We start from the raw sequence: 26,691 nt of genomic DNA, 5'->3' as shown, positions 1-26,691 counted from the left end.
GGTATATCAAAATCAGCACCAAAAACCATGGGTAACTTGGGTTCATCAAACCAGGAGACCAAATGGATGTAAAAAATTTCGAAAATGACTCCTTCCTGCCGGTGGAGACACAGGCGGCCGAAATGTTCAATCACACGAATAGTGGGTCAGGCGACTATGGACAATACCTAAACGCCGGAAAATTCAATTCCGCCGTCAATTATCCTTATCTGAGCGTCGGGGCTGATAAGCCCTTCGAAGGATGGGCACTGCATATTTCCTTAGTCGTTCCCTTAACTTCGAAATTCCTGGGCGTGCTTCTCCCTTTACTTAAGCAGTTCAGCGTTCCATTCGATATCCCTGCAGACAGGCAGGCTCATCAAAACCTCCTCACAGGAAAACACGGGCCATCAACGTATGGAAAAGTTATCAACCTATACCCTAAAAATGAAATTGAAGCAAGGCAGTTGGCTGTTCAAATTACGGGGCTGGCCGTCGACTTTGCCGGCCCGGATATACCTGGATCATTCAAGCTCGGAAATTGTGTATTTACATCATGCATTCCTGCGAGATTCGGACACGGAAATCCCGAGCAGTACCTGAATTCGAATTCAGCTATCAAATGGAGGGCTACAGGCTACGCATGGCCTTTTCGGAATTTCAAAACCGTCAAAAGAAAAGAACATCCGAAGATCGTTAGAAAATACGTACTTACTGAAATCATCAAAGATGACCCGAAGGGGAAGGTTTTTAAAGCAATCAGGCTTTCCTGGACTTTAAACCCGGTAACGTATTTGATCAAGCAAGGCTTACAGTCGCAATCCTACGACGATCATCATCGCGATATCAGGAGCAGGCTTTCGTGGCAGTTTCGTGTCCACCAGGTTTTGCAGGCTCAATTGAGCATTCCTAAAGTTTTGGATTACTTCGAATCTGATGGTGACGGCTACCTGGTGATGGAGTATATTGAAGGCCAAAGCCTGAGCGACCGGGTGCAATCGCTATATGCAGGGAAGAGCTTTAAATCTTCTACGGTTGAAATCCAGTCCATCGTTATCAACCTTGCTAAACAGGTCATCGATATCGTTAAAAACCTGCATTCCCTTAATTATGTGCACCGCGACCTTAACCCGCAAAATTTCATCGTAAGGAACTCGGGCGAATTGGTCCTGACAGATTTTGAGCTTTCGGCTTCGCTTAACAGGCAAGGGCCGGAACCCCCGTTTGGCGTCGGAACACCAGGTTATATGACACGGGAACAATTTCAAGGAAATGAACCTTCCATTCGCGATGATCTCTACGGATTATCAGGCATATTGATCAAACTGTTTAGCGGCTGTTCGCCACTAAAATTTGAAAACACCGATCCGAGCGTATTGGAAAAACAATTGTTATTTTTCTTGGGGAATCGAGATATAGCTCATGAAATCGCCGCTCTCCGCTTAGCAGGTCAAGCATTAGATCTTCGTGAATCCTTGTCGGCACTTTTCACTAAATCACAGACAGAAAGTATTGATGTAAGGAAAGCATTGCCCAAGTCAAGCGCACAGGAAACAATACTTAAAGGACTAAACATTTTCAAGTCAAGCTTATATAATCCGGACGCTGGCGCCGTCAACATCAATAATTACAGTTTAAGTTCGGGTCTATCAGGGATTTTGCTCTGTATCGCGGCTGCAAAAAAAGCTGATTTTACGACCTATGAGTTAGAGGACTTTGGCGATGATCTTTTCAGAAAATTGAGCAATAATTATCTATGGCAGGCCAGTAAACAAGGAGTTGACCTGTTTAATGGAAATAGCGGAATCGCCTTGTTAATAGCGGCTTTGTTGGATGCCAGCATGATAACGACTGACCACGTTACCCGGTCTCAATTAACTTTACTGTTCCTCTCTGAACCTGCCAAGGGAAGTGATCTGGCAACAGGAAAGGCCGGGTACGGAATAGCATTACTCAAATGCCTTCCGTTCCTGGAACCGGGTATAGCATCACGGCTACTTTCTGAGCTCGCTGATTATTTCATGAGTACCCAAAATACAGATGGGTCGTGGTACTCTTCCCATGAACACGGCTATTTGCTTCCGCCAGGCTTATTTCACGGAACTTCTGGAATTCTTTGTTTTCTGATCGAGTATCAGAAAACCTACAAGTCAAAAACAGCTGATCAGCTAATCTCCAATGGTGTAAATTATATTCTCGGATTATTGGATTCTGAACTGCGGCAGGATCTCAATGTGATGCCAGACCTCGGTATCGCTCTTTCCGGACTTGGAAGCGGGTTCCATGGAATAGCACTCATGTTGATAAGGGCCTATGAATCTAAAAAAGAAAAGCACATTAAAGATGCCGTCTATAGACTTTTAAATGCATATCCAGATTATCCCGATACCGATTACCTCGGATTTGAGAATGGTCTTGGCGGCATTGGCGAAGTCTATTTGGAGGCCTACCGGGTTTTCGGTGACGAAAACTGGCAGCGCCGTGCAGATGCAATTGCTGAATTTCTTCTGCACAGCGGATCCACTTACGACACTAGCTCGCGTTACTGGATGCCTGTGAAGGATGCGCATTTTATACCAGGCTTACTGAGCGGGCAGGCAGGAATCCTTCATTTTCTTATGCATTACTTGAAACCTGAAAATCTCAAATTTTCAATTATTTAACTCTACAATATGAAAAAAGAATTTTTAGCTGACTTCATAAATGCGCTAATAATCCTGCTGTTTTTATATGCAGCTTTTAGCAAAATTGCTGATCATAGCGCATTCGTACGGGCAATGAACAACCAGCCAATACCCATAGTTTTCAGACCCGTCGTTATTCTTCTCTTGCCCCCTGTCGAAATACTTACGGCCCTGCTAATTATTTTTAAGAAAAGCAGAATTGTCGGGCTTTATTGCTTTTTAACACTGATGACCATTTTCAGCATATACATCGCCTTTGCATTGTTAAAATTATTTCCATTTATGCCATGTCCTTGTGGTGGGCTACTTACAAAGCTTAGGTGGCCTGGCCATCTCGCACTGAATATAGTATTTATCGGTGTTGGCTTCCTTTCTTTAAAGCTCACTAAACAGCATATCGATATTTAATTCAGATCAATTGATAGCAAAAATATTTCACGCGCGAAATCAGGTTATTTCCGGTCCTGAGGTAAAACCGGGAAATCAATAACTTAAATTAAATAGCATGAAAAAAATCAGAATGGCCATGATGGCCCTGGCAGCAGTTTCGGGTATTGGAAGCGCTTACGCCTTTAACTCTCCGAAGAAACATTTCGGCACGCTTTATTACGGGCGAATTTCGTCGGCAGGACATTTTCGTTGGTTTACATCGGCGCCCGATGGTTGTAATACCTCGGCGCTTCCAAATGCTGCATGTACAATTACATCGACTTATGATGTGACTGGTGCCGCTTATCAGGATAAATTGCCGGCCGGCGCAAATGTTCAAAACGACAGCGAAGGGCAACTCCGTAATTAACAAACAGGAAAGCTTCCCGGTTTGGGAAGCTTTCGTTCATTTCATTAACATCTTATCAATAGCCAATATAAGGCCGGCGCCATGGTCCTCATGCGGCTCAACGAAACTGTTATTAATTTTACCGGCGCTGTCGATGAGCAACAAAGTCGGGCAGCTGTTGATGTTGTAATGTTTAGCAAGTGGATGATTTAAAGCTTTGCCTTCCGTAAAAAGATTGATACTGTAGTCAGTGACAAATTCCTTTTTTCTTATCGCGCTTATCCAACGATCTTTTGATTTATCGACAGAAACTGAAATAAAAACTACATTTCTGCCAATGTACTTTCTCTCCAAATCGTTTAAGATTACACCGAGCGATTTGCAGGGACCGCAAGTTGAAAACCAGAAATCAATCAAAATAACTTTGTTCCTGAAGTCCGTCAAGTGCACCAGTTTTCCTGAACTATCAGGCAAAGCGAAGTCCGCCGCAATAGCTCCGTTAGCCGACCTTTGCCTAAGTTCATCAAGTAAGCGAAGAAATAATGGATCTTTTACAGTTGCTATTGCATCATCAAGGACATTTCGCCTGAGCCCATCTTTTCTGCTTGTATAAAGTAGTAAAGTCAGTAACCTGTCACGAAAGGCCGGAGCATTGAAATACCGTTTTTTTAAATACCTGTAGGCAATTTCGACAACAAATGCTTTACCGGTCAAAAAGCAGGAATCCAGTTTAAATTCCTCAATGACTCCAAATGCGTAATAGTCAGCATATTTTAATATTTTCGCATCGGGATTGAAGCGGTTTATAGATAAATGATCATAATTCTGTAAATCAGTCCGATTTGTAGAAACGCCTTTGAAATAGTCAAACAATTCCATAGACCTCATGTGCATTGCCACTCCAATCAGGTCAGCAATCATTATGTCTGCTGCAATAACACCAATCTGACTTCGTTCGCCTGCAATTTTATTGCAAACTTTTTCAATATATCTGTTAAAAGACCCAATAAATTTACCTGTTTGATGACCATTCAGGATTCTGCCCGGGACATAGTTGCGTATTAATCTATCCGTTTCTTCTTTTAATCGCCACTTTTCAGACCCATGTCCGCAATAACGCGTTCGCCCACCCGCATTGCTCACAAGAATTCGGTCACCGGGTTCAATAAGATATGAACTGATTCTAAATTCTGCTGGCGAGGGTGCTAACAAGTCGATGTATTGGGGATCCTTGCTCAAGGGAATCTGAAATGAAAAACGTCCCCTTTTTACTTGGCTCGTAATAGTAGATTTTGATAAATCACACCCCTGAAACTCACCAAATTTATATAGGTTCATCAGAATGGTATCGCCATCTTTCAATTCTTTAATCCAACCAGTGATGACGGCTGAGTCCGCCTGCTTGTTTATACCGGATGCCGTAGCGCTAAAAGCTTGGTAAGCAAAAGAAATAGTACAAGCCAGTGATATTAAAAATATTGCTTTCATTGAATTTATCTTTCTTGGCATTTCATCTTGGATTTTGCGGTAGATTATTCACCAGGACTTCATTATCAGGAATTGGCCACGCGTATCTTGGACTTTTCGGTTCCAACGAATAGGTTTTTCCGTCAATGTTTCGAAACAACGAAACGGCATACTGAGGTTCTTTACTAAATCGTCTCAGGTCAGTCCATCGAAGTCCCCGATAAAGTAATTCCTTTCTTCTTTCCTTTAGTATTAGCAATAAAACTTGTTCTGGACTTACTGCTGTCAGCGGGGCAAAAGCCCCTCTGACGTACCTGTTTGAAAGCAGATTGTTCAAATCAGTGAGCGCTCCGTTTTTATCACCCAATCTTGCAAGGCATTCGGCCCTTATCAAATAAATTTCATCATTGGCCAGACCGCTGAAAAGATTCCCTTTAAAATCATAGCTGCCTTTAAAATAAGGCAATCCCGATTTGAGCCTAAAAAATAGAGTTTTGCGTAAATCAGTTGCCTCATAAGATGCATATAGCACGGAATCAGTTATTGATTTCGAGTTTGGCGCTATTATACCGTAGTTTAGCAGCGTAGCATGAAATATTTCTTCAGTCAAAAATGTGTTACTAAGAGAAGCCGAAGAAGGGACCAAGTCGTTGAAATTCGTGAGCACATCAAAATCCTTCAAACATAAATCCGCATATTTAAATGCTTGATCATAATTCCCTATGGCCAGGTTTATCCGCGCAAGGTAACCTTGTGCCGCCAATTGAGAGGGAGAAGTTATTACTGCTGCTTTTTGGGGCAACAGGGCTAACGCAATTTTAAGGTCACTAAGAATTTGATCGTAACATTGCTTCACGGAGGAACGTACTGAGGGCGCTTTCAAATCGGAATTCAATCGTAAAGGTATTCCAAGATCGGATTCAGCTGTTTTTTTGTCAAAGGGCATCGCAAATGTCTGGACGAGATTGTATAATGCAACGGACCGGTAAAAAAGAGCATCACCTTTAACTTCATTATATTTCCCTTGTTCCGACGGGCTAACTTTAATTTTAGGAAGTGCATCGAGAACCACATTGGCGTAATATATTGCCTTATATGCGGATGACCAATCCAAAATATTCGCCCCGGCATCATAAACGACTTTATCCCATATATAACCTTTAATTTCTGTCGTGGTAGCGAGCGCGCTCCACACAGGTTTCGTTACATAAAAGTCGTCTGTCGCTATCTGTCCTAATGCCGGATCTTTGATATTGAGGACGCCTTGATTCTGCATCAATGACTGATAATCATCCAGTGTTACCGGAACCGCGAGAGCAGAATTTGTTTTCGCGGCAAGAAAATCATCCTGCTTATTACAACTATTCAATACGCAAAGCAGTGAACAAGCAAGCAGCATTCTTTGTATACTATTATATAAATGTTTGGTGTAATTCTGGCACTGAATAAAGATATTTGCTGTTTTCATAATATTTTTTTAATGATTAAAGCCCGACTTTAAAGCCAAAGGCGTACGTTCTGGGGATCGGATAGGCAGAAGCTGAATACATATCGGGATCAAGATGTTCCTTATTGGCGCGCCAGAGGATCGCTATGTTATTGATATACCCGTAAAAATCCAGTTGTCGAACCGGCAAGTTTTTCCAAACAGATCGCGTTAAACTGTAATTAAGGGAAATATCCTGCAGTCGGATATGATCGGCTTTATCGACTAAGGTTGACGCGTAACTGTAAAAGGTTTCACGGTCGTCGTTTACGGGTGGAAGCTGCATGGAAGGAACATCGGTATAGCTTTCATCCCCGGGTTTTAACCACCTTTTGGTAAAATCCGAATGACCAAACCATCCTGAATAAAGCCCGCTATAGGAGATTGAAGGCCGTCTGAAGTAATAGCCGAATTTGTAAACGAGATTGAACGACATCGAAAGCTGTTTATAAAAAAATGTGTTTTTAAGGGAACCGAATGATGTAGGTCTCGAAGGGCCATTATAAACGAGATCAGCCAGCTTTGTACTTGCGATGATTGATGTATAATCTGTGCTGATACTTTCGTTTAAATAACCTTGCGGATCGCCGGTTTCATGAGTCAACCCAGCCCATTTATAACTGTAAATGCCAAAAAGTGGCTTACCTGTAATCGGAAGGACAACAGAACCGTCTGAAAGTGAACCTATAGCCGTCTGGTTTAGATTGTATTTGGTAACCTTATCCACTGCCCGGCTGATCAGGAATGTCGACTGCCAGCGGAAATTGCCTATTGCGAGATTGTTGGAATTCAGTACAAGATCGAAACCATGGCCTTTAGTGTTAGCTGTGTTCCCCCGAAACATCGTAAAACCAGTTGATGGGGCGAGTGGAGAATCACCAAAAAGGTCGATACCCTTCTTGAAAAATATATCAAAACTGCCCGTTAAAATCCGATCCTTAAATCCGAAGTCAAGTCCAAAATTGATCATCCGGATTTTTTCCCATCGCAGGTCCGCATTCGCTGGGTTGGCGATGCTTGAATTTGAAAGACCAGGCGTATAATAATCACTTGTATTCCGTTTAATGGTGGTAACCGCGACGACATTTTTGTCAATGTTGCCGTTATAACCGTATGTGGTTCTTAGTTTCAGTAACGGTAGAAAATCGATCGAATAAAAACCCTCCTGTGCCGCATTCCATACCCCACCGATTGAATACAGGGGTACCGATTTTTGATTGGCATTAACGCCGAACAAGTTAGACCTATCGATCCTGCCACTTGCAGAAATGGTGTATAGCCTCTTAAAAGTGTAGGCCGCATTTCCGAAATAGGAAAGATATCGATCAGTAAATTTACTGAACCCGAGTGTTCCCGGTACCTGGGAATAGAATCCTGAAGGATAAAGAGGATAATATGTGTTAAAATCGACATTCTGATAAGTACCTAATTCCTTATCGTAACCATACACGGTGTTAGCGTTACTATTGGTAACGGTTTCATTCACCTCCGCTCCTACAAGCGCAGTCACTTCATGCCGGTCATTTTCATTGACATGATAATTCAGCTGCCCCCTGAAATGCTGCGATGCAAGTGCGTTCTCTGATTGCTGCAAAATTCCGGATACCGGTACTATATGCGTAATCGCCGCACCTTTCACTGTAGTAAATTCGTTTATTATATTCCTGGTGTAGTAAGTGTTCTTATCGAAATAATTTTTTCCGGATGTGTTTGCAGTTTCATATTGATAACGGATTTCAGCATTCAAATTTTTCAGAAATGTATATTTCAGCGATGTGTTGATCCGTGTTTCCCGCGATACCGATGTATTGTCGGCATAATGAATTTCATCCAATGGATTGTATTGCCAGTTTAGATAACCCTGTTGCGCGGAAGCATCAGTTATCCAGCTGTAATTATAATCTTTGACTATCGGCATTGGTTTACCTGAATCATCCGCCAACCGGGCATATGGGTAGATCTGTCCGTATTGTCCGCCGGCTGTAAGATTGCCGATTCCATTATTGGTATTATGTGCTTCGATATAATTCAAAGCAACTGACATTTCAAGTCCAGGCAACAGTTTAAAAACATTCTGCGCGTTGAGCGTAAGTCTTGAATTGTTATTTCCTGTTAAGTTTCCAATTTGATTGTCATAACCTGCAGAAAAGTAGTATGTGCTACGTTCATTACCGCCGCGCAGGTTTAGACTGTATTGCTGATTGATACTTTTATGGTATAAATAACGCTCGATGTCTTTTCGAACATCGGTTCCGATGAATTTATCAATTTCCTTATCTACGGCAGCCTGATTAATTTTGCCATCCCTTTGATCGGCCAATAACTGAACAACCGGGGAAACCACAGGATGCGCTGAATCACTAAGCTGACTGTCGTAATAACCAAGGTTGAATAATTGCTTTTCAACGTCGATAAAGTCCTTGCTATCGAGAAACGATCGGTCATAAAAAGCATTCGGCTTGTCACCCACCGTGATATTCGCGTTGAAGTCTGCCAATAATGCGCTGTTATATTTCCCTTTCTTTGTTGTGATGACAATCACCCCATTCCCGGACCGGACGCCCCATATGGAGGCAGCAGCAGCATCTTTAAGAACGGATATGCTGGCGACATCATTAGGGTTTATATTATTAATATCTCCGTCATATGGGAAATTATCAACAATGACCAGAGGCTGATCATTTGCAAATAGCGTACTATGTCCGCGAATGCTTAGGTCCAGACCGCCGGTTGCCGACGAAATAGTACTCCTGTTAAATAATAAACCAGGCACGACACCTTCCAGCCGGTTAATAACATTGGATCCAACCCTGCGATTTAACAGCGCGCTGTCGACATGGGCGAAAGCACCCGTTGCGCGCTCTCTGGAAATTAACTGATAGCCGGTCGATACCGAGACTTCAGCGACATTTAAGGTAACTGGGGTCAATTGAATGAGGAAATCTGAACCGGATTGCTTGTAACTGAACTTTGTGCTATTATAACCGATGTAAGTAACCACTAAAAAACCACCCCGCCTTGGTGCAGAAATTGAAAACCGGCCTAAGCCATCAGTAAAAACGCGGCTTTCGTTATAGGGGTTGGTGATCGTAGCACCTGCCAGTGGTTTCCTTGAAACAGAATCAATTACAATTCCGGAATAAATTGCGTTCCCTTGTTGGGAAACGACATTTTCAGTTAAAAATACGCAATATATCAGTGATATAGAAAAAACAAGAGGTGGTATAAAACGCTTAAATTTTAGGCAAAGCAAGCCCATTAAGCAAAAAATAGCTTTCATTTTTATAGTGTTAGGAGTTAGGGAAAAAGTTTAATACATGCAATTGCCAAAAACTAAACTGGGTTTTTAGGCTTACGAGCGAACAGGATGTCGAACTGGGTGAAATTGACTGGTGTAGAAAATGCCTGTAAATAGGGAACTATTTTTAAGACGGCAATGACCCGGCTGATCAGAGATAATGAAATGAATACCGGCAAACCGGTATTCATCCAAATTATTCCCGGCTGTCCTTTAGCCGCGAGAACTGATGACCAGGAAAAGATTAAAGATATGTGCTTCTTATAGGAGGTACCTAACAAATAATGCCAGCTAAAGCTGTCTGCAATACATTTAAAGTAAGCTGTAAGAAAGTGCGATAATTTGAAATTCTGAAACAACATAACCCGATTATTTAAAAAACGAGTCATAGTTGATAAGCACTATAGCCGGGCCCTACAACCGCCCTGCTGGGCTTCTGACGGCCTTTCGAAACGGATTACAATAGGGCCCATAAAGCTATAGTGCGTACAAAAATACACAAATATCCTTATGGGCATTAAACCTATTGTCTCCCTCGAATGCATTTGTCAGAATTTAGCAGAAGAGACTCTTGAATAACACCAAATAATAAATCAAAAAGAATAAGCTAATTCTGAAATTAATGTACCTTAAGTATTTATAAAGCAGCTCTATTTCTAATAATTAACCTATTTCAAATTTAAGAATAATAAATATATAGACAAAATTTTATTCCTATTTAAATAGGATGACAGCTTTTTTTCTTATTGCCAACTTAAGGCGATGGCAAAAAGGGACAACCGCAATAATGTAAGTGACGCCAATAACGACAATCAGGCTTTTTATTTGGTATTAGGAGCTTTTATAAAGACACTAAGAGTTAAGGCAGGATTTCCCACTCCAGAGGCTTTCGCCAACATTGCGGGTATGACCCGTTCTCAATACAGCGCTTACGAAAACGGAAAGAACCTCACTTTAATAACATTTAGAAATCTCCTACTTGAATTTAATATAAAAGTTGAAGATTGGCTTAATTTAAGCCTTATAGACCCATCAAATGATTCGGAAAAGATAATTTTCAATATCCGGCAAGCAAGAATAGATCAAGTTATAGAACAAGTAAAAATTATTGAGAATCATGATTATTCATATAATTTAGGCTCAAAGGCTGCACAGAGGTATATCGATATTCTTATTTTCTGTCACACCGCCAAAAGCCGACACGAAATATTAACTAAGTTACTTGAGATGGACGATAGTGTTAACACGTTAAAAAGAGTTGCTGGGAAGTTGATTGATTATGGCTGGCTTGAACTTACGGATCCATCAAATCGAAACAATCCTAATCAGAAATATATAACTTCCCTATCAGGTAAAAGTATTCTAAGCTTAAGAAGCTAAATAGCTATATTCAATTTATGCTGTTGGTTTTTCGTTCGGAGATTGCTTTGTTATAAGTATTCCCTAAAATATCTATTATTGCTTTTTTAATTCGTTCTAATCCTTCAGGGGTGTTAAGGTCAATTTCACAAAACAAACTATCTGTAGATTTGGCGTGCAAAACCATATGATAAATACCCGCAACTAATAAGCCAGTAACTGCTCTTAAGTCTACGGAAGTTCCTTTGAATTCGAGATCGGCTAACCTAAAGAATTTGCTTCCCAATTTCTCCCTTTCCTCACATACGTCAAACATTACCTTACTGCGTTCACTTATCTGCCATAAAACAATTTTTTGCAGCTCGTCATCTTTATAAAACTGTTCCAGCTGATTGGTTAGTAAGTCAATTAAAATTGGATAGGTTTTATTTTGTTTAGAACTCTGTAAATGAGGAAAATTACTCGATGCTCCAGCGTAATAATCTTTTTGCCGGATATATGTTTCAATTAAGTCTTCTACAGATTCAAAATAAATGTAGATCAACCGTTTGCTTAATCCTGCAGCTTTTGCAATGTTAGTACCTGTAAGGCCTTTATATCCTTTAGCCCGTATAACGATACCAACCGCCGCAACGAGCTTACACATCGATTGTTCCTTTCCTAGATATTGTTTGGCCATGATAGTTTTCGAATTGGTACAGAAAGATGCGATTTTTGTGAATTAAATCAAACTATATAAATACTCAGTTTAAAGGCTAAATTTGATAGAATATATTACCCACAATGCACTTCCTTTCTAACAAACGTATAAATGATTTAGCTCGGAAACAACAATATACCCATAGCCATATTTATAATTTGTAATGAAATATTTCCTTTACGTATCGTTGTGGTTTCTTTTAGGAGATGTCTTTTAAAGGACTTCTGTTGTATATGCATGTGCGAAGACCGTTGTGCTTCCGTAGAATGTAACAGATAATGCTTTGCCTGCAGTACTATAAAAACTTTCCAAAACAAAAATCAATGACACTCAAAATTTGATATACCCCTATTTCTTATGCTAAACAAATTGAAATTTACAAGATCCAAGCGTTCCAGCAAATCGTTTCGATCTGATCAAAACATGACTTGCGTGCTGTTTAAACGATAAGCGATAATGTCCGGTAATCTTTTAGTGACCGAACGTATTCATGTTCAATTCCAAGAATCACCAGTTGCGGTCCTTATCTCATTAACAGTTGGAATTTAAAATGTATACTTTCTACAGCTTGAAATAATCATCTATCAAATGCAGCGACAGTTGGGCTGGTGGTTGTGAAGGATTCAGGAACTTCACTAACTCTGCAAAGAGGCTGTCCAGTTCTCCCAGATTTTTGTCGGTGTAGGTCAACGTAAAAATGTTGTATTTTTTGAAATAAGCGCGCGCTTTTTCAGCATCTTTCTCAAAAGACTCCCGCGCTGCGTCATTCATTTCCCCGATAGTTCGTTTTGCACCTGAAGCATTCGTTCCCGAAAACTGGCCGTGGGTAGACCAGGGGCTCAACTCAATACCTATCTTATCCATAGTATAAGGATTGATTACCAGGAAATCAAGCCTGTGTTTATGTTTTTTTCCGCTATTGTCATAGCGCAATTCCGGGATTAAAAATGGTATCTGCAGTGGATTGGAAAAACCATCAACATAATCCATGTAACGCTCATAAAGTCCGATCTGATATGGAGATTTGGTGAGCCTGATCTGTGCATACATAAAACTCAACAAGTCTGATACCTTACTGAAGGTCATTTGGCGTTTATTGCCCTCTATGCATAACCCGGTTTTTAAAACGTGTCCTATAGTCCAATAGGCTTCAGGGAAAACCCTGATCTCAGAACGGTCATTTCGCCATGTACCCTCGTGAAACCACGGTGTGATCAGCAATCCGTAATCAGCATCGTTCAAGCCAAACCAAACCTCCGATTCATTTTCTCCGGGACGTACACGGGCATATTCATCGTAGTGTTTAAAAAACGACCGCCGTAAGAACAGCTCCGTATATTCCCGAAACTTTTTGTTGCGTCTATCCTTCAGATGTTCGTACATATTCAGCCAGCGACCCTGTTTACCCTCTGCTAAACCTTTTTCCAGTCCCTCCAGCCACTTGGTAATGTATTCGTCAGGCGTTCGCATCACCTCATGGTAGGTGTTGATGAAATCACCGGTTTTGCTGCCGATGAAGGCGTTCAGTGATGCTTCACTGTCCCGGTCAACCTCACGCAAGGTAGCGGGAAGGATGGTACGAAGCTGTTGCTTCATTTGTTCAACTGTTTTGTTGCGGGCGGTTTTATTGGGATCGCGTGGCGGCATGATAATTAATATTAAAAAGGATCAAGTTTAAAGTTTGTTATGATTTGTATTTTTCGAGTAGCTGTTTGGATGTGTATATATCCCATTTTTTGTTTTCGGGATCGGCCAGCAGATATATTTCTTCGGGTCTGACATTGTTACTTGGTGCTGGTTCCGGTGCTTTTTCCTGACAGTCTTCATAAAGCAATTGAAGGACATGAAACATTCCTTCGAGCATATCATCGGCATCTGCCTGCTCGACTTTCTCGGAAACCAGAACGGTAACCAATAGCCCGCTATGCAACCTGGCTTTGAGTGTGATCGTTAATGATTGATCGTAATCCGGCGAAAGTTTTTTTGGCGATGAACTCGCCGCCAATAGCCGCGTTTTAATCTGTCTTTTCTTTAAGATATAGTTTTTTATGCACGTCTTTAACATTTGATACGCATCTTTTCCGGCCTCTTCTAAGAAAGACTTAAAGAATAAGCCGGACAACATCACCACGTATGCAGTTGGAAGTGACCACTCCAGTGCGGCCATCATCCCTTCTGAGCTGGTTCTGATGCTTTTTATCCTAAGCGTTTCGGAATCCAATGCGATAATATCTTCTGCATCCAGGTCTTCGATTTCCTCCGGCCAACCAATTATAATGGCTTCGTTCATATTGTAAAAATAAATAGAAGCTACAAGCTGCTTTGATGGGGCAGCTTGTAGCGGGTTGTTTATATGATAATTACTGATTGCCTGTCCTTGGCTACACAAATGCCGTCTTTAACAATAAAGCATTCTACGTAATGATTGCCGCGGAAGCTGGTTGGTTCCTGATGCGTCTCGCCGCCGGATACGACCTGACCGCGTACACAATTGTGATTGATCGCCTCATTTCCCCGGTTCAGTGTTTTCCAGTAAACTTGATAAGGCTGGGGGACAGTACACCTGGAGATCCGGAAATTAATATACCTTCCCGTAGAAACCTTATTGCCTTGTGTATTCAGGTCGTACTCGCGAAAGCCGGTCTTTTTTGTAACCCGGCCAATCATCCTGACCTGATAAACCGGGTTCATATTGACAGGTATCCCCAGGTCGGTGATTTGTTGCTCGGTTTGATCGAATCGTACCAGGGCAGTGTTACTAGCCTCTGAGCGTTGTTCGTTTACCGCCTCTGCTTTTTTGAAATCCTCGCCAAATATCTCCCGCCATTTAGTCAGGCTCTTTTCTTTATCAGACTCTTCGTAGGCCTCAACTACCTTATCCGCATAAAAGATCATCTTATTACGGAAATTGGCCCAGCCGTCCTGATGCCACCGATCACCAAAGTTCTCACCGGTTTGACCGGGATCATTAATGGTGGGCATGATCTGGTACTGCTGAACATAAGCCTTCAGCTTTTTCATGATCGTGTAAAGCGTCGTCGGGATATCATCGTAGCAGTTGGGGTTTTCCAACAGCGCAACATCATTCACCTGTTCACCAACGATCGTACTTAAAATAATGGACTTGATCGCGAAGGTCCGTTTGTAATCGCGCAGGTATTTCAATAAGCGGATCACTTTGACAAAATGATGTTTGGTCACCCGGTTCTTTTCATCCAGCCATTCGGTGAACTTTTCAGGGTCCGTCAGTTCATAGCTGTTATCACGGCGGTTGGTGACATAATTACTGCCATGCCGCTTAAGATAAGGAACGATATCGATGTGGAAATCGTTGGCGTAATCAATGGTTACACATCTGGTTTTACGACCGACCTTTTCGCGGTAAATAGCGCGGCTTCTGAATAGCTCATACAATTTCTCTACATAATCGCAGGCCTCCCAGTCCTCGAACTCTTCCAGTTCAAGCAATACGTCAGCATCAAACTCGTCCGTGCTGCGTACCGGTTTAATGATGGTCTTATGCGCGTAAGAACCCTGCGGGATAATGTCCACAAAGTTGTCTTTTAGCAAATCACTTTCTTTGAGAAAGTTGGTAATGGCGGTCGTGCGTTCATCCAGCAAGGTTATCCTGCTGCTGTTCAGATTGACCGATCTATCAAGGAAATTTTTAAAGTATTCAATTAGTTTCATGTCCGTTTATTTTTATAGTTGGTTTATAAATTCCGGCCGAACGATCATAGATCATGATGGCCGGGTGCGCCTGACGCATCACACCTCTTCCGATGCTCACTGCTGCTGCGACCGGAATTGCCGGTACCAGATCGATCTGCCTGCATCCCTTGTGCGTTATTTCCAAACCGCTCAGCAGGTCATGGAACGTCTTGGTAAAATTTTGCGCGGATAACTTATTAAGAAAAATATCCCGGTTAGGAATGGTATCAACCGGACGGACCTCAAAAATATTCGTGCCTTCCTTTAGCTCAGCCGGCAGGTCGTCTAAACCAATACTCCCGCTCAATGATAAGATCAATGTGACCTTATCATTACCTGCCGATGCCAATTGCCGGTATTCAAATTTTTCCACGGGTGCGGTAGCTGACCAAAGCCAGGTCTCAGTTTTGCCCCGATGTTTTTGGTAGATCGTCATAGGGATCTTGTCACCTAATTGATAACCCAGATAGATCATCAGCGGTATCCTCGTCAATGTAAATACGGATACATGGCGTATATGCCCCTGTTTGATCCCTTCGTTCAAAGGTTGCAAGCTTTTATCGATCAGTTTAACTCCCATTTGCCAATAAGCATCCCAGCTGTCTTCGGGATCAAGCAACTGGTGCAGGTCGATCTCAATACCGTGTTTGTCAAAACTATCCGGGAACAAAGCAAATTTACCCGCATCACTGAAAACGATTTGGCGGGCATGCTCTTTGGATAATTCCACGGACAGGCCTCTGATACCGCCGAACATACGTAAGACCACGGTAGAATCATCTGCCTTCATATCGGTCAGGTGGTAAACCCGTTGCTCATGCGCGATCTTGTGACCGATCAGGCGTTCTACGGTAAATTCCTTAAGCAATTCCGGGGTATCCACGATCTTATGATGCTCGGCGCATAACAATACCAGGTTATCTACATTGTTGCGTTGCTCTGCCGGTAAAGGCGCATCCCCTCTGGGTGAACGCTTAGCCGTAGACCAGCCCACGATATGGGCCATTTCGCCGATATTCACATCATAATTAAGCTCTAACAGATATTTGTTACAGATTGCACAACGGCCCCCAGAGCGCACCCACAGTTTGAGCCGATCCTCGGGAGAGATGGGCGGCCTTTTGTTAACGACGTAATTATCCGTCTCAATTAAATCTTCATTGTCATTGGTGTTTTTCAATTTACCTCCTTATTTATTAAAAATTACCCGGCTGACAGTGGCCGGAAAAGGCACAGGGAGGTAGGAGCGAAGTATCTTGCGCAATAAGTAATTATTTTTACTTTTGTGCGTTTGAATACAAACGAGGACCTGAAAAACCTCTTATTCGTTCAACTCACCTTGTGCGAATGAAAAAAAATCGCTCGGGAGCTACCACACACCCGGGCTTTTTTTGTTCATTCCTGTCGTTATCCTTAATTCTTTATCATAAACAGTTTATTTATATATCCTTTAGTTTGAGTTGCTCAAAAAAATCGACCAGCTCCTGCACGGTAAAGTAGGGGTTGCGCCGATGTATGGGCAAGGTATCATCCTGGTTCTGATTGATGCGTACCGCATTATTTAATGCCGTATTCAACCGCTCCCTTAGTTCATGGTAAGCGTTCACCTTCGTTTTATGGTAAGCCGGCCAGAGATTCCGTAGATATCTGATCGCCTCCTCTCCGTTAGCGAAAGCGCGGCCGCATTGTTCAAAATGCAAAATGAACCAATGTTCTATACACATGCTCGAATAAGCAGCGCGGTAGCCATACCGTTCGATCAGTTCAAAAGCCTGGCTCAGTTGAGGCCAGCGGTCATTGTCGAAAAACACCCATATCGTATCATAAGGATTTCGTTCACTTTGCGCCGCCCGTTCTCTGCGTCGTGCCTCTGAAACCAGGCTTTTTGGATCGTTTTGACTTTGAAAGAATATCTCGATCGAAACTGCCCTTTGCAAACTGCGCGGCAATTCCATCTGTAACGATCTGGCGTACAGGTATTCTGTTGTTCCTTCACACAGAATGAGGATCCTTTCATTAAGCCTCAACCTCATCATCCGCCTGCATTTCAATTAAAAAGTCAACATCGTTAATGATCGGCGTCGCGCCGAACCTGCCACTGGCATACCATTTATCCAATGGTGTTCCCAGGCGTATACCCGGTATTTCAGAACATCTGTAGAACGAGGTGGCACCGTATTCGTTCTTTTCCGTAAACCAAACCTGATCGCGTCTGAAATGATCCGTTGAAAGCTGCGTGATGTCATGAGTGGCAAATATGAGCTGCGCATTCTTTTTATTAACGATCGGGTTATGGAATAACTGGATCAAAAAGTGCGTAATACTTGGATGCAGGTTCTTTTCAAACTCATCTACGACCAACACGCGCCCATTATCCAGGGCCTCTAAAATAATTCCCCCGATCACAAAAAGGCTTTTAGTACCTGCGGATTCATCGCGTACGTCAAAGGTCTGTACGTCCACTTTTTTGCCTTGTTCAAAAACAAAGTGTTGCGTACGGATCTCATATTTATAATCCTCCCTGATCTGCTTTTTGATATCTTCAGGCAAACTTCCGGGTAACATACCATCTTTCCACTCGATCTCTTTGGCCGACACGGATGCGATACCGGTATCGAGCGCGCAGATCAATTTGTTGAAACGTTTCGAAAACTTAGAATCTTTATCCTCAGCCAGGCGTTTCGCATACAGCCGGGCGATATTGCTTTCAGCGTATTCTTCTATCATCGGATAAGCGGTCAGCCCTTTGCTAAAGAACCGGTAAGCGCTCATCAGCGAGTCCACATTATTCTCGGCAGCCTTGGAAAGAAATAGCTGGTTTGGAGACAATAACTTTTCGATCACTTTTTTCGGGCCTTTATAATAATCACCGAATTTGATTTCCTTTTCTGCGACCCGTGAATACAACAAAGACCTGGAATTGGCCGGATAGTAATAAAGTTCTTCCGATTCAATCCGTTTTTCGGTAACGGAGATCAAATAATCGTACTGCTGTTTATTAGCCACGAAACTCATCTCAAATACGACAGGTTGGGTCCGACAACCCCGATCCAACGTATGAGGTTCATAAGGTTCAATATCCTCATCGAGTTTGTAATCCGCTGAATTTAAAACGAGGTATTCAGCCGCTTTTATGGCCCGCAAAAAACTGCTTTTTCCGGAAGCATTAGGGCCATAGATAACAGCGGAACGCAGCAATTGCTTTTTACCGCATTTGAAATAATTAGATACCATACCCGATTGCCCGCTTTTCACCATATCGATTTGTACGCGCTCGCGTATGGAACGGAAATTGGTTACTGCAAATGAGACTAACATAGTAAAATAGATTTAAGGCAAATATAATAACAAATCCGATTAAAATAACAATTTTGCATTTTTTGTGCAAAAATTAATAATTATTCGGATATTAGTTACGGCGTACGCTGATTTATGCATGAATTTTAATTTTAACATGATTTTCTAAAACAAACGATATATGGCTCTCACAGATCTTCCGCAGATAGATAAGTGTTCCGTTTACAGCGAGCGTTCAGAGAATGCGTTAAAAGCCTACCTGAACCAGGGCAACGGTTTGATCCTGCGTGCAGATGTTCCCGATAAAGGCTGCGACTTCGACGCTGAACTGATCACCGGCGGGTCAAATGCAAGCAATCAACGCTTCGGTATCCAGGTTAAAAGTATCGAGAAACTGAAGCTGGTCGCCAATGGGAAATTCATTTCCTACTCCTTTGAAACCTCCCGGCTGAATTATCTGCTTAACAGGCCAATCGGGACCGGGCTGATGATATTATACGATGTGGAGAACCATGTCTGTTATTATGATATGGCCGACCAAATCCATAATCGTTTGGTAGATGAGCGCCCGAATGATGACTGGCGAATGAAAGATGCTGTCAACATCCGGGTTCCTGTTGAAAACAGGCTTACACACGAAACAGCCCTGAAGATTCATCAGGTTTTCGCAGAGCGTTTTGATAAGGCTGCATTTATCTTATCCTCCTACGGCCAGAAATACAATTATCCTGTGCTCAAACAGACCGGCAAGTTCAAGTACGATTTTAATAACCCCGATCATGTAAAGAAACTACTGATCGAGCATGGCTTTTCCTTTATGCATAGCCATGATATGTATTTTCTGTACAATCTTATTGCTCAGGTGCCAAATCGGGATATTATCCGGTCTACAGATCTGCTCATCATAGCAGCAATAGCGTATGGTGAAGCCGGAAAACATGCTGATTCCGAATTCTATATCCGTAAACTAGCCAGGCATGGCGATGTTCCCGACGAACACCGCGAGCTGATCGCATTTTCTCATTTAAAGAACCAGCTATCGCTAAATGAAATAACTATAACGGAATTTCTCAATGGTGCGCGAGAATTAAAGAAACAGGTAGGCGCCAGCTACAATGAGATCCTTTTGGAGATCAATATTACTTTCTACGAATTAGGCGGTATTAAATATCTGCAGGACGTGCCTGAACATTTGGAGCAATCCATCCGCGAAGTATTCATCAAGATCAATAATCTTTCGGCAGACCCTAAAACTAAACAATTACTGGAAGTCTGGAATGCAGAAAACTTTGCGCAATTGATCGCCTATCATCGTCAACGCCAGTTAAACGAATTAGCGATACGGCGGGCGATGGGCATTAATACCATCTCCCAGGCGCAGAAGAAAAAGGATGAACTGTTAAAAAAGATGCAGGCAGAGCTAAATAGCGGTTTGGAAAGGTTATTCAATACTGCCGAAAAAACGGAGGATAATCTTTTAAAAGCGCATACTATTTATCTCCGTACGCGCTACATATTTGTGCAGGAAATCGATGTCATATCGCAAATGCCACTGTTAGCTGACATTCGCTTTCATGATGAGGCATTGTTTCTTAACCATATCAAATTAAGCCTGTCGGCTGCAGATTTGTTTCGCGACCTCAGTTATTTCCAGTACGCCTACCAAAGTCTATGTTACGGACTTGAACTGATCGACCTGGGACGAAATTTTTATGGTTATCATGACGGGATGGATAGGGATAGGTTACTGGTTATTAAACAAAGCATGGAACACGAATTGGACGTAGACGAATATGAGTTCCAGATCCCGTTGCTTACCAGTCAAAGGGACGCAAAGCAACAGGAATTTGAAACTCATCCGATGCTGATGGTCGTTAATCTTGATGATCTGCAACTGGAAAATCTGGCAGCTACCTTCATGCATGCGTTGGATATTCCTGGTGATTGCCGGCTTAATGTGATAGGGGAGCTTTCAGCTTACCACCTGTTCTATAAACGCTGCAAGCACCCTGACATTGAGGTCAAACAACCGTTTCGCATGCCGATCCACCCGTCGTTATATTACCAGCAACCGGTAAAATTCATTTTAAAAAATAAGACAACCGGGATCCAATCGGTAATTAGTGAGTCTATGGACCATCTGCTCACGTCGTGGGGCTACTAAATGCAATTGAACAACATCAATTCAAGCTGTACTTCTTTACCTTCATCTTCGGGATGTTGGAAGATAAAACTGGCTGAACTCTCCCGCGACTTACCGGTAAAACTTTTAAAGAGCCGATGTGTGGAAGTAGCTTCGATTGCCTTTTCGATCACATCAGAAAAGGTTTTATTGTTTTTATTGAAAACGATCAGCGCAGATTTGGCGTCCCGCCAGGTCAAATAACGCTCAAACAACTGATCCAATGCCGGATGGATCTGCCCGGCACCTCCCCAGACTTTACATTCAGCGATAAATACGGTTTCACCTTTCAGGTTCTGGATCAGCAGATCTGTCTTCCCCATTTTATGAAATGTCTCGCCTGTAGCTGAATGCGATATGGACATCGTGTTTAAAAAGGGCAAAAAGTATGACCTGAATGCTTCCTCGTCAAAATGACTATATACGTTCTTGATATGTTCCAGATTTTGCCCAAAATAGTAGATGAGGTCGAGAATTCTTTGATAAGTATTTTCGCCAATACCTTTCAGCACGTCTTCTATGATCACAGGGTCACCAGGATTTTTCTTGAACACGATACTAAGCGTCGCTTTGATATCTTTCTCTAATTCTTCAGCGGAATAGAGTTTACTGTGATAGACCGTCAGATCATCCTCTTTATTCTTGGTAATGTTGACGTTTTTTACGGAAGTAAGATTGCTGAGGATGATCTGGATCTCGGGTAGCCTTGTTTTATCCCGAAGAAATACTTTTACATATTCCTCCCTCGGACTTTTTCTAATTTCAGTTACAAAATCTGGCATTTGAATAAAATTTAGGATGGCTTGCCGGCCGTTGTGTTCCGTATTGATCGAAAAGTTGTCGTTGCGTTTTTCAATGGTTTCAATCCGTTCGATATAACGCTCAAATGTATTCCTGGCAAAATCTTTATCGACAACGGTGGCAAATGCGGTTTTATAATAATCGTTGTAATATTTGCTGTTCAGCCAATAATCCAGCACTTCCTCCGTAGTCAACGGCCCCTGATCGCTGAGTTCGCAAAACTCATACTGAAATTTGGTCGTTTGCATTGCCTCCCGATCCACATTCAATTCTTCCAATGACCTTCCGGCAAAGGATATTTCCCATTGGTCCGCCCTGGGCGTAAATGTGACGGGGGTTGAATGCTCGGTACCTACCTTGTTAGAAAAAATATCATGTTTGACGATCGTTAACGTGCGGTCGGTTTCATTAATGCTTTCATAAGTGATCCAGCTATTTTTTACTACTTTGAACAGGTCGTCAATGGCGTAATACAACATCGTTACAAAACGCTTATTTTCAAAAGTCGGCTCCATTTTCGCCAATTTGATCGCTTCTGCGATCAAATCCCACCGGGGTAATGTCCTTATTTGCCGGTGGTGAAGCTTTAGGAGATGATCGTTTATTTCCTGGTGTATCGAATGCATGACCATAAAGGTAATCCTTTACCGATATAATGCCCGCCCCGCCGGGTTAGAATTCGGCGGACATTTTTTTGTAAAGCAGGTTGAACACCTTCATGTTTGTAGCATACTGATGATCAACAGAATATTTGTGCATGAAGAGATTTAGAAAACCTGTGAAGATCCCCAGGGTTAATTGCATAGGGTCGATAAACGATTCTTTTTCCATGACCGGTTCTGTAATCTTATCAAGGATTACCTTGTCCTCGTTGTTGAAGTTGGCCATGGCATTAAAGTTAGGATGCATATAATCACTGGCCCAAATATAAAATGACCGGTAACGGCTCATCCCTGCTTCTTCTTCGATTGCCAGGAATGTGGGCCTTACGGAAAGATGATCTTTGGCCCAATTGTAGTCTTTAAAAAAATCGGTGCCATATTGTTCCTTGAGCGCCTCGGTACGCTCGCTGATCGCGGCTGATCTTTTTTCTTCCATTGCAGGAAATTTCAATTCTTCCCTATGCTTATCGAAAAAGTCTTTTTTGCGTTTGACATCCCGATGGCTGTAGTCCGCAAACTTCTTGTACAGATCCGGCGAATCTCTTTTCATCAGGAACATACCAATGACCGCATGGTCATAAAATGAGCGCCAGGCGGACAGTGCCGCCTTTGTCGCGCCGACAGATAACAAAGTTCCGATCTCGTCAGACATTCTGGCCAGGGTACCGAGAATGCAGATAGGTATCAGATCTGAAATATCTATTGTGGTTTTATTGAGTACATCTTTGATACGGTTAAAGACCACAAATGCCCCATTTACAAACATGAAATAATAAAGGAACATAGCCTTATGCTCGTTCATTATAACACTTTGATTAGTGTTGGATTTAGCTCGCCAGTCGTCGATATAATCCGTGTTTTGCTGACTGATTATAAATTCACTCAATGTAGTGTCAACAATATCGAAAATTTCATTGTTCTTCTTTAACACCTCTTGAAAATCCTTGACAGATACACCAAGGTCAGTGCGGGTTTTTTCCAATAATTCTTCGACCAGATTTTCCAGGTCGTTAATAACAAGATCTTTGAATTTTTCCATTTGGTTCAGGTTTATCGCCGGGGGATTTTCATGTTTTTAATGAAGTCTAAACGATGCTTCATTTTTTCGATGTGTTCACGGCACGCTTTTTCGTAAGCTTATAACGAAATTCTTCGATCTTCGGTTATCAACCCGCCGAATTATACTCAAATAAGATGTCCTTATTCAAACAATTCCTGTTCTGCCGTATAATAAGTTTTGCGTTTATCGATCTCTGCTTTGAGGATCTCTTCTCCGGCAAGGGTAAGCTTTTGTTTTGGGCGGTGCACCTTGAGGAAATCGCGCTCCTTTTCCGTAATCGTGTCCGGGAAATTCTGCGATATGTGATTTTCGGCATCGGTTAGAACTGTGCCGATCGCTTTAAACAGTACCTCTATCCTGTCTTCAGGAATTTTATCCGCTGCTGAAAATGGAGATATCTTTGCGGCATAGAGAATTTCATCTACATAAGCGTTCCCGATGCCCTGTACCGTTTTACCCTCGGTCAATACCGTTTTTATGTTCCGGCTTGTATTTTTCAATGCCTTTTTTAAATAGTCGGGTTGTATATCGAGGGCGTCCGGCACGGCTACCGGTTCCGGATCGAGTTTTAGCATGACAGCTTTTTGCCAGTCGGTAATGGCCAGTCCGGTGCCGTCGGCGAACAGCATTTCGGCGATGGTAAAGCGGTTCTCGTTTTTCCCCTCATACCAATACATCGTTCCATGCAACATCAAATGGATGACCAAAACATGGCCGTTCTGAAATTCGAATTTCAATTCCTTTCCAATCCGTTTGATCGCAGTTAAAGTCTGATCTTCGAGTGTCTCTTTCAATACGGCTTCCGAGACCTTGAGTTGCCGGTTAATAAGAATTGTTATCAGGGACAACTTCTTTCCTTCGAGCCGTTTAGCAAGGTTCCTGCTGAATATGTTTAAATCTGGTATTTCGGGCATAATTTCAATTCGTTATTTATATTCGCTCTCTACCCGGAGGCCTATCTCATCAATGATCGACTCCGGTAAAATAACTCCAGATGCCTGTATCCACGTAAAATCATCGGTATGCTCGATGGAGGCCATCCACCTATCATCGAACAAAATATCGTAACATGCTGATTTCATGACGACTTCACAGTTGACCGATTCGCCGGCATATTCCAATGCGAATCTGAATGAAGGTGTCTCACTTTCCATAATCAAATATAGGCCTTTGGCCTAATCATTAAAGATTTTAATATTATATGCAGGAATTTATGTCATTACTGCTTACTTTGCCTATATGGAATTCGGGCGCGCTGGCGATTCATTAAATGAGATTGATTTCAGATTACCACAAGATAGTCAATCGACGATCAATACTTTAAAATCGAAAAACACAGGTGGTGATTTAAGCGTATATATCGGCGCTTCAAAGTGGGGTGAAAAAACCTGGAAGGGCATACTTTATCCCCATGGGCTGCCTGATAAAAACTTCCTTGGAGTTTATGGTCAGAACTTCAATACCGTCGAATTCGGCCCGACATTTTACGGCATCTATGAGCCGGAAGTAATAAACCGGTGGGCCGCACAGGTCTCGGAATCACCAGAGTTTAAGTTCTGTCCCAAATTTCCCCAGATCATCACCCACATGCGCCGTTTGACCAATGCTGAAGAACAGACCATTCAGTTTTATCAAAGTTCAACCGGGTTTGGGAACCACCTCGGGCCATTACTTTTACAACTCGGAGAAGGCTTTACGCCCAAAAGTTTCCCTCAGCTCAAGGCATTCCTTGAATCACTGCCACCGACGATAAAAGTTCATGTGGAGGTCAGGCACAAGGACTGGTTCGGCAATACTCATCACCGCTCTGATTTGTTCCATTTGTTAGATGATCTTAATATAGGCACAGTAATTTCCGACACGGCCGGGCGAAGGGATTGTGTACATATGGAATTAACTACCACTGATGCGGTCATCCGCTTCGTGGGAAATAACCTGGCAGACAGCGATTACAGCAGAATGGATGACTGGGCAGACAGGTTAAAGGATTGGAAGGAAAAGGGGCTCCAAACGGTCTGGTTTTTCATGCATCAGAACGATGAAAAACATGTCCCCGAAGCATGTGTTTACTTTATCAATCAATTGAACTCCAGGCTGGGGACTTCGATAAAACCGCCGAATATCATTGCCGGTTAACCCAGGGGATGCACCGGCTTTACTGGAAATCATCGCTGGTTAATACCCATATATTACTGGAGTTTTGATAATTATACCCTGAAAAATCACATTACCAAAACTTTACCTCCCTGGTTTGTTTTATCAATAAAACAGGCTATGATCAATTTATCAACCTTCACAGTAGATCAGGGTGATGGGGCGAAGCTTACCGTCACTATTGAACCGGTATTAATAGATTTACCTGGCGGCGAACATTTTACCGGCGTTTACCGCCTCACCGAAACAGACAGGGCAGGCCAGGAATTGGGCGAAATCGCTTTTCATTGGGACGATAGCGGACAATGGGAGTTCATCGGCGAGCATTTTAATCCGGCTGAACAGGAACAGATCGTTGAGTTTATACGGGAACGGGAGCCGTTGGACTCGTTCACCTTTACGGAGAATTCGGGAGGCATCGAGCATCATTATCGCGTTACCGATAACGAAGGCCATTTCGGCATTGAGAAAGATGGTAAGGTCATCGCTGTGATCGAGCACAACGAGGAATGGGAACAGATCGATGGAGAGCCGCTTGAAGCCGAAGTCTTAAATAATATTACTTCGCGGATTGAGCAACATAACAGATGAGCCATGGATACGATCAGGATTAATTGCATTATTGGGAGCACACATTGTGATATTGTCGCTTCTGAAACAGAATTGCCCGAACACAAAGGCCCGTGTTTTGAACTTAGGGGAGATAATTTATCAACCCTGACCATCTGCAAAACGGTCGAGGGGAACTATATTCATATCGGGCAAACAGAGCTTACTCAGGACGATATTGATGCTATCGGCGAACAGATCGACGGGGAACTGAGCAGTTTCTGAGCGCGTTCTTTAGGTGTGAATTGTAAACATCATTGCCGCTCTCGCATGTTGAGGTCTGTTTAACCGTCAATTCTTTTTTTAACACCATTACTCTTCTCTCGTATAGAATTTGTGCTCGCATTGGTGGCATTTATAGCGCTTCACGGGCATCCAGAAAAACACTATTTTGATAACCGTTTCCTTGGGAATCCTTTTGGTTTGAATACTCCTGCATTCAGGGCAGATCATGGGCTTTTTGT

22 protein-coding genes are annotated in these 26,691 nt (G+C 42.4%); 8 read left to right on the top strand and 14 right to left on the bottom strand.

The window, feature by feature from the left end:
- Window positions 1–62: 62 nt before the first annotated feature.
- The 3 genes from BMX50_RS18995 (at window position 63) to BMX50_RS18985 (ending at window position 3,462) form a co-directional block, all read left to right on the top strand.
- Window positions 63–2,642: a lanthionine synthetase LanC family protein gene (locus tag BMX50_RS18995; protein WP_091212126.1), complete on the top strand. Its 2,580-nt coding sequence runs from the start codon at window positions 63–65 to the stop codon at window positions 2,640–2,642.
- 9 nt (window positions 2,643–2,651) lie between these two features.
- The gene (locus tag BMX50_RS18990) at window positions 2,652–3,071 is read left to right on the top strand and encodes a MauE/DoxX family redox-associated membrane protein (RefSeq protein ID WP_091212125.1); all 420 of its coding nucleotides are present in this window, start codon (window positions 2,652–2,654) and stop codon (window positions 3,069–3,071) included.
- A gap of 97 nt (window positions 3,072–3,168) precedes the next feature.
- Complete coding sequence (locus tag BMX50_RS18985; protein ID WP_091212124.1) at window positions 3,169–3,462, top strand: hypothetical protein; 294 nt, start codon at window positions 3,169–3,171, stop codon at window positions 3,460–3,462.
- 36 nt (window positions 3,463–3,498) lie between these two features.
- On the opposite strand, the gene BMX50_RS18980 is transcribed toward BMX50_RS18985, so the two are convergent.
- Genes BMX50_RS18980 through BMX50_RS18970 form a run of 3 tightly spaced genes read right to left on the bottom strand, consistent with a single transcriptional unit; the run spans window position 3,499 to window position 9,674 of the window.
- Entirely contained in the window at window positions 3,499–4,929 is a 1,431-nt protein-coding gene (locus BMX50_RS18980) for a TlpA family protein disulfide reductase (RefSeq protein ID WP_167668013.1), read from the bottom strand.
- Window positions 4,930–4,951: 22 nt separating this feature from the next.
- Window positions 4,952–6,376, bottom strand: coding sequence for a RagB/SusD family nutrient uptake outer membrane protein (locus BMX50_RS18975; RefSeq protein ID WP_091212122.1), 1,425 nt, complete (start codon window positions 6,374–6,376; stop codon window positions 4,952–4,954).
- 16 nt (window positions 6,377–6,392) lie between these two features.
- Window positions 6,393–9,674 (bottom strand): SusC/RagA family TonB-linked outer membrane protein, encoded by a 3,282-nt coding sequence (locus BMX50_RS18970; protein ID WP_091212121.1) that lies wholly within the window; start codon window positions 9,672–9,674, stop codon window positions 6,393–6,395.
- A 780-nt stretch (window positions 9,675–10,454) separates the two neighbouring features.
- On the opposite strand from BMX50_RS18970, the gene BMX50_RS18965 reads away from it, so the two are divergent.
- Window positions 10,455–11,072, top strand: a complete 618-nt coding sequence (locus BMX50_RS18965) for a helix-turn-helix domain-containing protein (RefSeq protein WP_091212120.1) — start codon at window positions 10,455–10,457, stop codon at window positions 11,070–11,072.
- Window positions 11,073–11,082: 10 nt separating this feature from the next.
- Here the strand turns inward: BMX50_RS18965 and BMX50_RS18960 are convergent, their stop codons facing one another.
- The 7 genes from BMX50_RS18960 to BMX50_RS18930 form a co-directional block, all read right to left on the bottom strand.
- Window positions 11,083–11,730: a TetR/AcrR family transcriptional regulator gene (locus tag BMX50_RS18960; protein ID WP_091212119.1), complete on the bottom strand. Its 648-nt coding sequence runs from the start codon at window positions 11,728–11,730 to the stop codon at window positions 11,083–11,085.
- 582 nt (window positions 11,731–12,312) lie between these two features.
- A complete protein-coding gene (locus BMX50_RS18955; RefSeq protein WP_091212118.1) occupies window positions 12,313–13,398 on the bottom strand; it encodes a hypothetical protein in 1,086 nt (361 codons plus the stop codon).
- Between the two features lie 37 nt (window positions 13,399–13,435).
- Complete coding sequence (locus BMX50_RS18950; protein WP_091212117.1) at window positions 13,436–14,041, bottom strand: hypothetical protein; 606 nt, start codon at window positions 14,039–14,041, stop codon at window positions 13,436–13,438.
- 59 nt (window positions 14,042–14,100) lie between these two features.
- On the bottom strand, window positions 14,101–15,441 hold the full coding sequence (locus tag BMX50_RS18945; RefSeq protein WP_091212116.1) for an SMODS domain-containing nucleotidyltransferase: 1,341 nt from the start codon (window positions 15,439–15,441) through the stop codon (window positions 14,101–14,103).
- A complete protein-coding gene (locus BMX50_RS18940) occupies window positions 15,428–16,543 on the bottom strand; it encodes an SAVED domain-containing protein (RefSeq protein WP_394332322.1) in 1,116 nt (371 codons plus the stop codon). The genes BMX50_RS18945 and BMX50_RS18940 overlap by 14 nt, the downstream gene beginning before the upstream one ends.
- 358 nt (window positions 16,544–16,901) lie before the next feature.
- On the bottom strand, window positions 16,902–17,498 hold the full coding sequence (locus tag BMX50_RS18935; RefSeq protein ID WP_091212114.1) for an RloB family protein: 597 nt from the start codon (window positions 17,496–17,498) through the stop codon (window positions 16,902–16,904).
- Entirely contained in the window at window positions 17,479–18,780 is a 1,302-nt protein-coding gene (locus BMX50_RS18930) for an AAA family ATPase (RefSeq protein ID WP_091212113.1), read from the bottom strand. Before BMX50_RS18930 ends, BMX50_RS18935 begins: the two co-directional genes overlap by 20 nt.
- Window positions 18,781–18,940: 160 nt before the next feature.
- Here BMX50_RS18930 and BMX50_RS18925 point away from each other — a divergent pair, with 160 nt between their 5' ends.
- Window positions 18,941–20,923 (top strand): DUF4365 domain-containing protein, encoded by a 1,983-nt coding sequence (locus BMX50_RS18925; RefSeq protein WP_091212112.1) that lies wholly within the window; start codon window positions 18,941–18,943, stop codon window positions 20,921–20,923.
- Here BMX50_RS18925 and BMX50_RS18920 read toward each other — a convergent pair.
- From BMX50_RS18920 to BMX50_RS18905, 4 genes are all read right to left on the bottom strand, one after another.
- On the bottom strand, window positions 20,920–22,257 hold the full coding sequence (locus BMX50_RS18920; protein WP_091212111.1) for a hypothetical protein: 1,338 nt from the start codon (window positions 22,255–22,257) through the stop codon (window positions 20,920–20,922). The two genes, BMX50_RS18925 and BMX50_RS18920, sit on opposite strands and share 4 nt — an antisense overlap.
- Window positions 22,258–22,414: 157 nt before the next feature.
- Window positions 22,415–23,443 (bottom strand): DUF5677 domain-containing protein, encoded by a 1,029-nt coding sequence (locus BMX50_RS18915; protein WP_091212110.1) that lies wholly within the window; start codon window positions 23,441–23,443, stop codon window positions 22,415–22,417.
- Window positions 23,444–23,604: 161 nt separating this feature from the next.
- Window positions 23,605–24,378 carry a DNA-formamidopyrimidine glycosylase family protein gene (locus BMX50_RS18910; protein ID WP_091212109.1) on the bottom strand — a complete coding sequence of 258 codons (774 nt, stop codon included), beginning with the start codon at window positions 24,376–24,378 and terminating at the stop codon, window positions 23,605–23,607.
- Window positions 24,379–24,390: 12 nt separating this feature from the next.
- Window positions 24,391–24,618, bottom strand: coding sequence for a hypothetical protein (locus BMX50_RS18905; RefSeq protein ID WP_091212108.1), 228 nt, complete (start codon window positions 24,616–24,618; stop codon window positions 24,391–24,393).
- A gap of 85 nt (window positions 24,619–24,703) precedes the next feature.
- On the opposite strand from BMX50_RS18905, the gene BMX50_RS18900 reads away from it, so the two are divergent.
- The 3 genes from BMX50_RS18900 (at window position 24,704) to BMX50_RS18890 (ending at window position 26,452) form a co-directional block, all read left to right on the top strand.
- Window positions 24,704–25,600, top strand: coding sequence for a DUF72 domain-containing protein (locus tag BMX50_RS18900; protein WP_091212107.1), 897 nt, complete (start codon window positions 24,704–24,706; stop codon window positions 25,598–25,600).
- 138 nt (window positions 25,601–25,738) lie between these two features.
- Window positions 25,739–26,209 (top strand): hypothetical protein, encoded by a 471-nt coding sequence (locus BMX50_RS18895; RefSeq protein ID WP_091212106.1) that lies wholly within the window; start codon window positions 25,739–25,741, stop codon window positions 26,207–26,209.
- Between the two features lie 3 nt (window positions 26,210–26,212).
- Window positions 26,213–26,452 (top strand): hypothetical protein, encoded by a 240-nt coding sequence (locus BMX50_RS18890; RefSeq protein WP_091212105.1) that lies wholly within the window; start codon window positions 26,213–26,215, stop codon window positions 26,450–26,452.
- Window positions 26,453–26,691: the final 239 nt, after the last annotated feature.

The sequence above is a fragment of the Mucilaginibacter gossypiicola genome (genome assembly GCF_900110105.1).
Classification (GTDB): Bacteria; Bacteroidota; Bacteroidia; order Sphingobacteriales; family Sphingobacteriaceae; genus Mucilaginibacter; species Mucilaginibacter gossypiicola.
Note: the sequence above shows the minus strand (reverse complement) of the source record. Positions and strands in the feature narration are given on the sequence as shown.